General features: G+C 64.5%; 10 protein-coding genes, 1 tRNA gene and 1 rRNA gene. 4 read left to right on the plus strand and 8 right to left on the minus strand.

Annotation, left to right across the window (positions count from 1 at the left end):
• Both rrf and ACN0T5_RS13620 read left to right on the plus strand, forming a co-directional pair.
• Positions 1 to 82, plus strand: a 5S ribosomal RNA gene (gene rrf, locus ACN0T5_RS13615); the annotation flags it as partial.
• A gap of 51 nt (positions 83 to 133) precedes the next feature.
• A tRNA-Met gene (locus ACN0T5_RS13620) sits at positions 134 to 210 on the plus strand.
• Positions 211 to 648: 438 nt separating this feature from the next.
• Here the strand turns inward: ACN0T5_RS13620 and ACN0T5_RS13625 are convergent.
• Positions 649 to 1,230 carry a TetR/AcrR family transcriptional regulator gene (locus tag ACN0T5_RS13625; RefSeq protein WP_417769146.1) on the minus strand — a complete coding sequence of 194 codons (582 nt, stop codon included), beginning with the start codon at positions 1,228 to 1,230 and terminating at the stop codon, positions 649 to 651.
• Positions 1,231 to 1,353: 123 nt separating this feature from the next.
• Between ACN0T5_RS13625 and ACN0T5_RS13630 the strand changes: the two genes are divergently transcribed.
• A complete protein-coding gene (locus tag ACN0T5_RS13630) occupies positions 1,354 to 2,724 on the plus strand; it encodes an MDR family MFS transporter (protein WP_417769147.1) in 1,371 nt (456 codons plus the stop codon).
• A gap of 308 nt (positions 2,725 to 3,032) precedes the next feature.
• On the opposite strand, the gene ACN0T5_RS13635 is transcribed toward ACN0T5_RS13630, so the two are convergent.
• From ACN0T5_RS13635 to ACN0T5_RS13665, 7 genes are all read right to left on the minus strand, one after another.
• The gene (locus ACN0T5_RS13635; RefSeq protein ID WP_417769148.1) at positions 3,033 to 4,424 is read right to left on the minus strand and encodes a M20 family metallopeptidase; all 1,392 of its coding nucleotides are present in this window, start codon (positions 4,422 to 4,424) and stop codon (positions 3,033 to 3,035) included.
• A 1-nt stretch (position 4,425) separates the two neighbouring features.
• Positions 4,426 to 6,000, minus strand: coding sequence for a gamma-glutamyltransferase (locus ACN0T5_RS13640; RefSeq protein WP_417769149.1), 1,575 nt, complete (start codon positions 5,998 to 6,000; stop codon positions 4,426 to 4,428).
• 13 nt (positions 6,001 to 6,013) lie between these two features.
• Entirely contained in the window at positions 6,014 to 6,991 is a 978-nt protein-coding gene (locus ACN0T5_RS13645) for an ABC transporter ATP-binding protein (protein ID WP_417769150.1), read from the minus strand.
• Positions 6,988 to 7,983 carry an ABC transporter ATP-binding protein gene (locus ACN0T5_RS13650; protein WP_417769151.1) on the minus strand — a complete coding sequence of 332 codons (996 nt, stop codon included), beginning with the start codon at positions 7,981 to 7,983 and terminating at the stop codon, positions 6,988 to 6,990. Before ACN0T5_RS13650 ends, ACN0T5_RS13645 begins: the two co-directional genes overlap by 4 nt.
• On the minus strand, positions 7,980 to 8,879 hold the full coding sequence (locus ACN0T5_RS13655; protein ID WP_417769152.1) for an ABC transporter permease: 900 nt from the start codon (positions 8,877 to 8,879) through the stop codon (positions 7,980 to 7,982). Before ACN0T5_RS13655 ends, ACN0T5_RS13650 begins: the two co-directional genes overlap by 4 nt.
• A 1-nt stretch (position 8,880) precedes the next feature.
• Entirely contained in the window at positions 8,881 to 9,798 is a 918-nt protein-coding gene (locus ACN0T5_RS13660; RefSeq protein WP_417769153.1) for an ABC transporter permease, read from the minus strand.
• A gap of 156 nt (positions 9,799 to 9,954) precedes the next feature.
• Positions 9,955 to 11,469, minus strand: coding sequence for an ABC transporter substrate-binding protein (locus ACN0T5_RS13665; protein WP_417769154.1), 1,515 nt, complete (start codon positions 11,467 to 11,469; stop codon positions 9,955 to 9,957).
• Between the two features lie 176 nt (positions 11,470 to 11,645).
• On the opposite strand from ACN0T5_RS13665, the gene ACN0T5_RS13670 reads away from it, so the two are divergent.
• Positions 11,646 to 12,428, plus strand: a complete 783-nt coding sequence (locus ACN0T5_RS13670) for an IclR family transcriptional regulator (protein ID WP_417769155.1) — start codon at positions 11,646 to 11,648, stop codon at positions 12,426 to 12,428.

The raw sequence follows: 12,428 nt of genomic DNA on the forward strand, positions 1-12,428 counted from the left end.
CCCATCCCGAACTCGGAAGTGAAACGCCCCAGCGCCAATGGTACTGCGTCTCAAGACGTGGGAGAGTCGGTCGCCGCCAGGCCCGCAAAGCGCAAAAAAACAAAACCTCTACGTGAATATATTCCAAGATTAACGCGGGGTGGAGCAGCCCGGTAGCTCGTCAGGCTCATAACCTGAAGGTCGCAGGTTCAAATCCTGCCCCCGCAACCAAAATCACCAAGACCAGCACGCACGAACAACGCCTCGAGGCCCCTTCGAGGCGTTTTTTGCGTTTGGCCCGCGCTGTGCAGCCTGCGATGCACTCTTCGTTTCGCCCGCGTGCGGCGGCGCGTCCTGGTTGCATCGGGCGTGCTTTCCGTCTTCGGCGATCGGATACAACGCACCGATCGCCTTGCGGGATCCCGGCGGCGCAACCAGCCGGTCATCGTGGAATGAGCCGGAAAACTCGACCCTCCTACGGTCCAGGCTTCGCGATCAGGGCACGCTGCGCGGGGAACCGTTCGCGGGGATGTCGCGGGAGATCGGACGTGAATGACATGTCCCCCGCTGCTGCCGCGTCTGCCGAGACCTTGCGGCTCATCGGAGATGTCCACTGAGCCACCGCGGCGATCGTGCAGCGGTGGCGGCCGGTTTTCATGGCCGTCCAGCTCACCCGCAGCCCGGGATCTTCCCGGTCAGGCGGTCGAGGTGATACCCGAAGCTGGCGGATGCGGCTTCCGCGCTCTGCTGACCGACGAGAACGGCGGTACCGAGACCGTGAATCAAAGCCACAAGGATACGCGCTTCCGCCTCTGGATCGATTTCACGAATGAATTCCCCTGCAGCCTTTCCCCGCTTCAATATTGAACCGACCCGCTCTTGCAAGCGGTTCGGGCTCTCGACAAAAGTTCGATCCGAAATCTCCGGATCCGTCATTGCGAGCATCGCATATGACGTCCAGAGCTGATGGAACTGGCGACTTTCAACATCTGTGGGAAGCGCGACGGCAAACAATGCCTCAAGTGTCGCGCGAGCGGTGGAAGATTGCCCGGGAGACTGAAGTCGGGCCCTCAGACGCCCATTGCTCAGCTCCTCCAGATGAGCGAGGCCCGACCGCATCAATCCCGCTTTCGTATCGAAGTAATACTGCACCAGCCGCAGCGAGATGCCGGCTTCAGCAGCAACGGCTCGCAGCGAAACCGCGTGCAAACCCTCGCGCGCCGCCACTGCCATGAAGGCTTTCAGGACCATGGAGCGGCGTTGGTCATGGTCGACGGTTCGTGGCATCGGAGAGAACCCTCGCTTGCTCTGTCTTTTTATGATACGTGCGTACCATAAAAAGTCGCCACTGTCGTCTGTGAAGAGTTGGGGTCCATGTCACCGTCGCCTCCCGAAGTTACGGGCCGCCTTTGGGCAATTGCCGCGATCACGGGTTCGGGCGCCTTTATGGCCATGCTTGATTCCACCGTAGTCAACCTCGCCCTGGAGACGATCCGGTCCGATCTAGACGCACCATTGTCAGGTGTGCAGTGGGTGGCGACCGGATACTTGATAGCGCTTGCCGTTTCGCTGCCCCTCACGGGCTGGCTGGGACGGCGGCTCGGAAACGGCCGCCTTTGGGCTGGCAGTGTCGTGGTCTTCGTTCTTGCTTCGGTCCTTTGCGCGTTTGCGCAGAACCTGGCGTTTCTGATTGCGTCGCGCTGCCTGCAGGGGCTTGCCGCAGGGCTCATGGTGCCCGCCGGACAAGCGGTCTTGGCGGCCACTGCGGATCGGCGCCAACTGGGACGGCTCATGGGAACTGTGGGTTTCGCCGTCGCACTCGGACCGGCACTGGGTCCTGCATTCGGTGGTGTTCTCATCGATACAGCCTCCTGGAGGTGGCTGTTCCTGATAAACGTGCCGGTGGGGATAGCGGTCCTGATCGGCGCCAGGCGCCACATATCGCCCGGCGAGAAGTTCTCGCAAAACCGGGTCGACACAACCGGGTTGGTGCTGATCGGCCTGGGGCTTCCGCTCCTGCTTTACGGAGCTGCCGAGATCGGATCGAGCAACTTCAACCTGCTCTCTCTAGCCAGCGCGGCCCTCGGTACGGGCCTGTCTGCGCTCTTTGTTGTTCATGCCGTTCGTGCCCGCGAGCCGCTGATTGATGTCGGACTGCTGCAGCGGGCACGTTTTGCTGCTCCCGTTGTGACCGCAGGACTGACCGGCGCCGCCATGTACGGGGGATTGCTCCTCCTGCCGATCTTCCTGCAACGCAGCGCCGGACAAACACCAAGCGAAGCTGGTCTCATGCTTCTGGCAATGGGGCTTGGTTCGGCCTTCGTTTTGCCCGTGGCGGGGATGCTGACGGATCGCTTTGGACCAAGACGTGTCTCTCTGGCCGGGGGCGCCTTGCTGACCTTGACGACTATTCCCTTCCTTTCATCGGCGCCTCTTGCCTCCGGAACCGTCGCAATTCTTCTGCTTGCACGCGGCGCGGGGCTGGCTCTCGCTCAAATGCCCGCCATTGCGGCCGCCTATGGCGAGGTCGCCAAGACCAAGACTGGCGACGCGGCGACCCTGATCAACATTGCCCAACGCCTTGGAGGTGCAATCGGTGCAATCGCCGTGGTTGCCGTGATTGAGCAGGTCGGCATCTCCGCCTCCGGAACGGCATATCGGATCGCGTTCGGGATGCTGGTCATCCTTTCAGCAGGCGCATTGTTCGCGGCAACACGAATGGCAGTTCCGGAACAGCAACAGTGAACCACCAGAACGCCGGGCAATCGGCCGTTGCTGTTCAATGATTGCCCCGTTTGATGGAACCTTGTCGACGTTCGCCGGTGCGTCCTGGCTCCGTCAGACGCACTTTCCGTATTCGGACAGTATGTGTTGAAGGCCGCGTTGCCGATGCCACGGGTGCGGCAGAGACCGGCGACCGGACCAACCACCTGGCGGAGATTTCTTCAAGCGGCCGGTGATCTGCTCCCAAAGACTCTCGACCGCTTCATCGTCTGCCTCCTTCTTGCGGAAGCAGACAGACGATGAAGCGAGGCCGGTTCAGGGGGAGCATGTTACCGGCGCGCGGTGTCTGTCTCGCCGATATCCCAGAACAGGCCGGTCATCATGGCCAGGGCCTCACGGGTCATCGACAGCAGCGCGTGCTCGTCCGGTGCATGCTGGGAGCAGCCCGGATAGGAATGCGGCACCCAGACGGTCGGCAGGCCGAGGATTTCCGCGAAGGTCTCGTTCGGCAGCGAACCGGCAAGGTTCGGCAGGATGGCGGCCTTCTTGGCGGTCGTTGTCTCGATCGAGGTCTTGACCCGCGTCACCCACGGGTGGTGGGGATCAAGCCGCGTTGCGTGGAAGAAGCCGCGGTCGGCGGGAATGATCTCGACCATCCCGAAGCCGTGCGCGTCGAGGTGACGGCGCAGGGCAGGAAGGATGTCATCCGGGTCGGTGCCGACCACATAGCGCAGCTGGCAATGCGCGTTGGCCCGTCCCGAGATCGCATTGACCGGAGCCGATGGCACGCCGCTCGACTGGGCAAGTACGGCGAAGCTGTTCCAGCCGAAGACGCGCTCGGACGGGGTCAGGCTTTCCTCGCCCCAGTCGGCATCGACCTTGGGGCCGTCGAACCCGCCGACCGGACAGTCCTTCAATGCCTCGCGTACGGCCGGCGTCAGGCTTGACGGCCGCCATTCGGGCACCTGGATCTGGCCGCGACGGTCGGCGATGCTGGCGATGGCATGGGCAAGCACGATCGCCGGGTCGCGCAAGAGCCCGCCCCAGTTGCCGGAATGATGCGCGCCGTCCCTGAGCTCCACGCGCAGGTCGAAATTGACGGCGCCGCGCGAACCCATGAACAGGGTCGGCCGGTCGGGATGCAGGCGCGGACCGTCGGAGGCGATCAGCACGTCGGCTGCGAAGACATCGCAGTTCTGCGAAAACAGTTCCGCCAGACCCGGAGATCCGCATTCCTCGCCCATCTCGATGACGATCTTGCAGTTGAAGCCGAGTGCGCCACGTTCCTCGATGACGGTCCTGAGCGCTGCGATGTTGATGCAGTGCTGGCCCTTGTTGTCCGCGGTGCCCCGGCCGTAGAGCTTGTCGCCCTCGCGCACCAGGCGGAAGGGGTGGAGCCCTTCGCGCCACTGGTCGGTCTGCGCCCGGATCACGTCGCCATGGCCGTAGGTCAGCACGGTCTCGAACGAGGGATCCTCGATACGCTCGGCAAAGAGGAAGGGAACGGTCGGGTCGGCCGGATTGGCCATGATCCGGTGGGCAAAGCCGAGGCTTTCGAGCTTCGGAGCGATCTCCTCGACCAGATAGCGCATCAGTTCCGGGCGCTGGCCCGGATCCTGGCTTTCCGTCTCGAAAGCAATCATCCGGCCGAGCTCCTGCTCGTATGCGCCGGATGTCAGATAGGTGTCGATGCGCGCGATGGCGCTGTCGCGGTCGGCCACGTCAGGCTCCCTTGTTCTCGGTTATGGCGTCGCCCCAGGGCGACATGATTTCCGTGCAACCCATGTTCATGCCGTCCTTGCGCATCACGCCGGCCGGGCAGGCGAAGGCATAGGGAAAGACGGTCCGTCTGGTCGTCGTCACCGGATGCACGGCCTCCAGCGCCGCGATCACCTCCGGCGAGAGGGTCTCGTCGGCGACGATCGTGCCGCCGCCGCTGTTGTCCATGCGCGGGTGATGGAAGGCCTCCTCCAGGGACATGCCGAAATCCATCAGGAAGGAGGTGAGGTTGAGCACTGCCGGCAGGATCTTGCGTCCGCCGGAAGCGCCGATGGCGAACCGGCGCCCGTCCTTCTCCCCGATGGTGGGGCAGACATTCATCAGGCAGGCCTTGCCCGGAGCAAGGGAGTTGGGCTTGCCGGGTTCCGGGTCGAACCACATGATGCCGTTGTTCATCAACAGGCCGGTGGACGGGGAAACGACCCGCGATCCGAAGATCGACAACAGGGTCTGCGTGACCGCGCACATGTTGCCGTGCCGGTCGACAATGCTGAAATGCGTCGTGCAGGCGGGCGCATGCGGGGCGTCCCCGTCGCCCATCTCGCGCAGGCGGCGCTCGTAGGTCTTGCCAAGCGCGCGGGCCGTCTCTGCGAAGCTGCGGGCGTCCGGCGCGGCGCCGGGCGTGAAGTCGCCTTCCATCAGTGTCAGGCATTCGGCAAGGTTTCCGCCTGCGGTCAGGCCGGCCGCCGCGTGAACCACGCCGCCGCGATAGGCGACGTCGAGCGCCGGTGTCAGCAGCGCCCTGTAGGCGGCAAGGTCCTGGCGGGACAGGAAGCCGCCCTTGGCCTGAACGTCGTCGGCAAGCGCTGCGGCGATGTCGCCTTCATAGAAGTCTCGGGCGCCCGCCTCGGCGATCCGCCGGAGCGTCGCGGCCATCGTCTCCTGGTTGAGGCGGGCCTGGGACAGCGCCGTCCAGCCGGCGACCTTGGGCCAGGTGCCGTCGTCGAGGAAGAGCGCCGCCGCGTCCGCGTCCTTGGCAAGCTCGCGCGCCACCGAGGCAATCAGCAGCGAGGCGTACCAGTCGATCAGCATGCCCTTGTCGGCGAGCTCTGCCGCGGGCATGACGAGATCCTTCCACGGAAGCGTTCCGTAGGTGCCGTGGGCGAGCTCCATCCCGGCAACGGTTCCCGGCACCGCGATGGCCGTCGCGCCCTGGATATTGCGGTCCTCGACCACGGCCGCCCAGGGAAAAAGATCGCCTGCCGTCTTGTTGCCCGACAGCGGATAGCGGGCAGGGTCGAGTGTTGCAGGCGAGCGCATGCCGAACTGGACCGTGCGTGCCTCCTGCTCCTGCTCGCGCCAGATCACCATGGCCCCGCCGCCCGCCGGCCCGCTCATCCACGGTTCGACGACGCCGATGGCGAAGGAGACGGCGACGGCCGCGTCGATGGCATCACCGCCCGCCTCGAGCACGACAGCTCCCGCCTCGGCGGCCACCCGGTGCTGGGCGGCAACGACGCCGCCGCGCGTTTCGACGACGTGTTTGCGTGTGGTTTGCGAGTTCGAGAAATTGCTCATTGCTGGGCCCCGGTCAGGTTGTCGGCAGGGTGTGGAGATGGCAGTCCACGTGGCCGTTCGGACCGGTCACATGCGGGGGCGGGGTGGTTTTGCAGATGTCGCGCACCTGCGCGCAGCGGGGATGGAAATGGCATCCTGCCGGCGGGGCGATCGGGTTGGGATAGCTGGCTCCCAGATGCGTGTCGGGCACCGACAGGTTCGGGTCCGGCGTGAGCACGGATTCCAGCAAGGCCTGCGTGTAGGGATGGCGCGGTCCGGCGAACAGCTCGGCCGCGGGTGCCTCCTCGACGACGCGGCCGAGATACATGACCGCCACGCGCGTCGCCAGATGCTCGACCACCGCCAGGTTGTGGCTGATGAACAGGTAGGTCAGCCCGAGTTCCTCGCGCAGGTCGCCCAGGAGGTTGAGGATCTGCGACTGGACGGACACGTCGAGCGCCGACGTCGGTTCGTCGCAGATGACGATCTCCGGATTCATGACCAGCGCTCGTGCAATGGCGACCCGCTGGCGCTGTCCGCCGGAAAGCTGGTTGGGATAGCCCTTCAGCACCCGCTGCGGCAGGCCGACGAGATCGAGCATGCGCCGCACCGAACCGGCGCGGGAGGCGGCATCCCCGATCCGGTGGGCAACGAGCGGCAGGGCGATGATGTCCTCGATGCTCTTGCGCGGATTGAGCGATGAGTACGGGTCCTGGAAGATGGGCTGGATGCGCCGGGCCTGGAGCTTGCGCTCCTTTCTCGTGATCTCCTTGCCGTCGACCAGGACCTTGCCGGACGTTGGAGCCTCGAGGCCGAGCAGGACCTTCGCCAGCGTGGACTTGCCGCAACCGGATTCGCCCACGAGGCCGAGCACATCCTTCTTGTGGATGCGCAGGCTGACACCGCCGAGGGCATGAAGCGGCCTGGGCGCGGAAAAGAGCCCCTGCTTCACCTGATAGGTCTTGGTGACGTTGGCGAGTTCGAGAACGGGGGGAGTTGCCTTGTCATTCATGCCGGTGCGCCTCCCGGGACGTCGTGTATGCATCGATAGGCGTGGTCCGCGCCGGGGCGCCGGACGGGCACGGAGGAGGAACAGGCGTCCTCGGCCAGTTCGCAGCGCGAGCGGAAGGCGCAGCCCTCGACCTTGCCGATCAGCGACGGCACGATGCCGGGGATGGACCCCAGGTGCTCGCCGGGTTTCGTCTTGCCGGGCACCGGGATGCAGCGGAGCAGGCCCTGGGTGTAGGGATGGCGCGGGTTTTCGAAGATCTCCCGCGCGCTGCCGTTCTCGACGACCTCGCCCGCATACATGACGACCACCTTGTCGGCGATCCGCGCGACGACGCCGAGGTCATGGGTGACGAGGATCATCGCCATGTTCATCTCGCGTTGGAGATCGGCGAGCAGCCGCAGGATCTGCGCCTGGATCGTCACGTCGAGCGCCGTGGTCGGCTCGTCGGCGATGATCAGTTCGGGTTCGCACATCAGCGCCATGGCGATCATGACGCGCTGGCGAAGGCCTCCCGAGAGCTGGTGCGGATACTGCCCGAGCCGGCTTTCGGCGGCGGTGATTCCGACCTTGCCGAGCAGCTCGACGGCCCGCTCGCGCGCCTCCGCCTTGCTGACGGGCCGGTGGAGGAGGAGGGCCTCCATCAACTGGTCGCCGATCGTGTAGGCCGGGTTCAGGGACGTCATCGGCTCCTGGAAGATCATCGCCATGCGATCGCCCCGCAGGGCGCGCATCGCCTTCGGCGTCTGGCGCTGCAGGTCGACGCCGGAGAAGTCGAGCCTTGCTGCCTTGCAGCGCATCTTTTTGGGCAGAAGCCCCATCAGGGCGAGCGAGGTCAGCGACTTTCCGCTGCCGCTCTCGCCGACGATGCAGAGCGTTTCGCCGCGCCGCAGCTCGAAGTCGATGCCGCGCACCGCATGCAGCGTGCCCTGTGCCATGGGGACGTCGATGGTCAGGTTCTCGACCTTGAGGATCGGTTCCGTGGTCATGGTCATCCCCTGTTCTCCGGTGCGGTCACGTCTCGCAACCCGTCGCCGAGGAGGTTGATGGCGAGCACGAGGATGAAAAGCGCGACGCCGGGAATGGCGATCAGCCAGGGCTCGAACAGCATCATCTGCTTGCCTTCCGAGATCATCAGTCCCCAGGACGGGGTCGGGGGCTGCACGCCAAGGCCGAGGAAGGACAGGGCCGCTTCGAGCAGGATCGCGTGTGCCATCTCGAGGGTCACGACAACGATCAGGTTGTTGACCACGTTGGGCATGATCTCCAGCAGGATGATGCGCCGTGTCGAACAGCCGATTGCCTTGGCGGCATTGACGTATTCCAGATCGCGCACCTGCAGGACGGAGGACCGCATGACCACCGCGAAGCGATCCCAGAGGAGCAGCCCGAGCACGCCGACCACCACTTGCAGCGAGCCGCCGAGAACGGCAACGACGGCGAGCGCCACCAGCACCACCGGCATGGCCAGGCGGACGTTGATGAGGAAGGTGACGACGAGGTCGACGCGTCCGCCGAAATAGCCGGCGGCAACACCCATCGCCGTGCCGATGAGGCCGGAGATCAGTGCCGCGAAGAGACCGATCGCGAGCGAGATGCGGGCCCCGTAGAGAAGCCGGGCCAGGTAGTCGCGTCCCAGATGATCGGTGCCCAGCAGGTGTTCGGGGTCGCTGCCGGCCATCCAGAAGGGGGGCTTCATGCGTGCCACCAGGTTCTGGGCATAGGGATCGTGACCGGCCAGAAGCGGCGCGAGCAGCGCGATCAGGACGATCACCGCAAGGGCCGCCAGCCCGAAGACCAGGCCGTAGTGGCCGAAGACACGCTTGCGCAGGATCGCGGCCGGGCTCGGCGCGCGCAGTTCCTCGGCGACTGTTTCGATTGTGCGCGCCATGTCAGCCCACCCGGATGCGCGGATCGAGCCAGGCATTGGCGATATCCGACAGGAATGTGAACACGATGTAGAAGCAGGAGAAGATCAGGATCAGCGCCTGGACGGTCGGCAGGTCGTTGCGGGAGATGGATTCCCAGGCAAGATATCCGGCGCCGTGCAGGGCGAAGATGGACTCCACGACGATGGAACCGCCGAGCATGAAGCCCATCTGCACCGCGGCAAGGCTGACCACCGGCACGACCGCGTTGCGCAGGGCGTGCTTGAACATCACACGCGTTTCGCTGGCGCCCTTGGCGCGGGCCGTGCGGATATAGTCCGCGTTGAGCACTTCCAGCATGCCGGCGCGCGTCAGGCGCATGATGGCCGGCATGGCGTAGTAGCCGAGCACGATGGTCGGCATGATGAAGTGTTTCCAGCTGCTGGAGCCGGACGGCGGCAACCAGCCGAGCTGGATCGAGAAGATGACGATCAGCACCAGGCCGAACCAGAAGCTCGGCATCGCCTGCCCCATGACGGACAGGAACAGTGCTCCCCGGTCGATCAGCGAATTGGGACGCATGGCGGCCAGGACGCCGAGCGGGATGGCGGTCAGAAGGGCGAAGGAGATGCCGCAAACGCCCAGCAGCATGGTCGTCGACAACCGGTCGGCGATCAGCGTCGAGACCGGCAGCTTGAAATAGTAGCTCTGGCCGAAATCTCCGGTGAGGGCGCCCGACAACCAGTCGACATACTGGACCATGAAGGGGCGGTCGAACCCGTAGAGCGCGCGAATGGCCTCGATGTCCGTGGCGCTCGCGTTTTCGCCCGCGATCGCGGAGGCGGGGTCGCCGGACATGAACAGCAGGCTGAAGCTGAGCAGTGACACCGTCAGCGTCACCAGGACGGCAAGTCCCAGCCGTTTCAAAGTGAAGACAAGCATGTGTGGTTCCGATCGTCAGGCTGCCGGCTTCCCCGTGAAAGGAAGGCGCGGCTGTCCCCTGGCTGCCTGTCGCGCCCGAGTTCCGGGAACGGTTAAGCGGTGGCGGGCCGCAGACATCCCGCACCGGTGAAGGTGCGGGATGCTTGCTTGACGGTGCTAGTTCCAGCGCACGTGGAAGAAGCGCACCACCTCGTCGGGGGTCGGCGTGTAGGTCGCGTCCTTGGTGAACACGTAGTTCGCATTGTAGGAGAACAGCGGCACCCAGTAGGCCTCGTCGGCGATCTTCTTGAGCGCCTTCGAGTAGTTCTCCTTGCGCACCGCCGGATCGACGGCCGTGTCGGCGATGTCGAGCCATGCCTTCACGTCGTCATCGCGTGCGAAATCCTCGACGCCATGCTTGAAGAACTGGCTGGTGATCGCCGATGCGTCGTTGACCGAGTAGGAGCCCCAGGTCTGGAAGCTCATGCTGGTCTCGCCCTTGTGGCGCATGTCGCGCAGGGCCGAGTACTGAAGGTACTTGAGGTTGGCGGTGATACCGACATCCGCGAGATAGGCCAGCATCGCTTCGGCATAGCCCCGGTCGCGATAGGCGTAGAGGTCGACGGAGAAGCCGTCCGGGTATCCGGCCTCGGCCAGAAGGGCCTTTGCCTTCTCCGGGTCGTATTCGTAGGTCGTGACGTCCTGCTCGCAGCCGAACTGGCTCGGGAAGCAGGCCGAGTGGACGACCTTCGACTTGCCCTTGAGCAGGTTGTCGACGATCGCCTTGCGGTCGATCGCGTGCATGAGCGCCTGGCGAACGGCGCGCTTGGTGATCGGATGGTCGGCGCCGCTGCGGCCGGCCGCGTCAAGCTCGAGATAGCCGATGCGCATCGTGCTCTCGTTGACGACGTTGAGACGGCCCATGGCCGCGAGCTTTTCCGCCTGATCGGCCGGCACGCCCCAGATGAAGTCGAGACCGCCGCTGAACATCTCGGCCAGCTGGGTGTTCACATCGGGAATGGTGCGGATGTCGACGGTGCCGATCGTCGCCTTGCCCTTCGGGCCGCCGTGGTAGCCCTCGTACTTCTTCAGGACGAAATGCTTGCCGGGGTCGACGCTCTCGACCATGTAGGGGCCGGTTCCGACCGGCTTCAGCGCCATGCCTGCGGGGCCCGCCTCGGCATAATACTCGTTCGGATAGATCGACACCGGTCCGGCGAGAAACTCCAGGGCGGCGGGGAACGGACCGTTCGTCATGATGCGGACCGTGTACTTGTCGACCTTCTCCGCGTCCTTCATCCAGTTGACGTTGCGCTGGACGACAACGCCGTTCTCCGGGTTGGCGACGAATTTCACCGTATGGACCACGTCGTCGGCGTCGAATTCCTCGCCATTGTGGAACTTGACGCCTTCGCGAAGCTTCAGCTCCAGCGTCGTGTCGTCAATCCATTGCCACGAGGTGGCGAGATTGCCTTCGTACTCGCCGGTCTCCTGGTTGAGATAGAGCAGGCCATCCCAGATCGAGCGCTGCAGGATGACGCCCTCGCGGGCCGAGTTGAAGTAGCTGTCGACCGATTCCAGTTCCTTGGTGAAAGCGGCATTGAGCGTGTCGCTTGCCTTGTCGGCCAGGGCATTGCTGCCAACCATGGCCAAGGTCAACGCGACGGAACTCATCAGGAGACGTGGGTTCATCTGCTTTTCAACCGGCGCGGGGACCGGTCCCTCTGGTTGGGTTTTATTATATAATAATACGAGAAACCGTATTATGGTTGAGCGTATGAAGCGCGTTTACGCCTGTCAAGAATCCTGAGCGCCCGTTCGTCGGGCCCTTGCGCAATTCTTCGACGGCACCGACAGGGAGAGCTCGAGTGGCGAAGGAAAAGCAGGACACCTTGTTTGTCGGATCTCTGGAAAAGGGCATGCGCGTTCTCAACGTGTTCGGCGAGCGCCACACCGTTCTGGGACTTACGGAAATCGCGGAGCTGACCGGCCTCGACAAGAGCGCTGCCCAACGGTTGACCAACACGCTCCACAAGATCGGCTATCTCCAGAAGGACCCGGACTCGCGGCGCTACAGTCCTTCCGTAAAAGCGCTGGAGCTCGGCAATGCCTATCTCTGGGCGGATCCGCTCGTTCAACTGGCCATGCCCAAGATGATCGAGCTTGGCCGGCAGCTTGGAGAGCGCGTCAATGTCGCAAGGCTCGCCGGGACCGAGATCGTCTATGTGATCCGCATTCCCACGCAACTGACAGCATTCGGCGCGATGATCGCCGGGCGGCGACTGTCGGCTCTCACGACCTCGAGCGGCCGGGCCATGATCGCCCGGCTTGGCGAGGCGGAGCGCAAGGAGGCGATCGAGACCTGGCCGATTACGGCGCTGACACCGAAGACCACGCTGGACCGCGCGAAGATCGCCGAGGAGATCGAGAAGGCGATCGTCTGCGGTTATGGCCTGACCCAGAGCGAGAACATCATGAACGAGATCGGCATCGCGGCGCCGATCATGACGGGCGACGGCCGCCCGGTGGCAACGGTCCAATGCTCCATCTCGAGCCTGAAATGGTCGCTGGAAAGAGTGCGGGAGGAGATCGCGCCGCATCTGATCGAGGTGGCGAACTCCATTCATCTGCCGGTGCAGGCAAAGACCTGA

Origin of the sequence: Stappia sp. (genome assembly GCF_048261845.1) — a bacterium.
GTDB lineage: Bacteria > Pseudomonadota > Alphaproteobacteria > Rhizobiales > Stappiaceae > Stappia.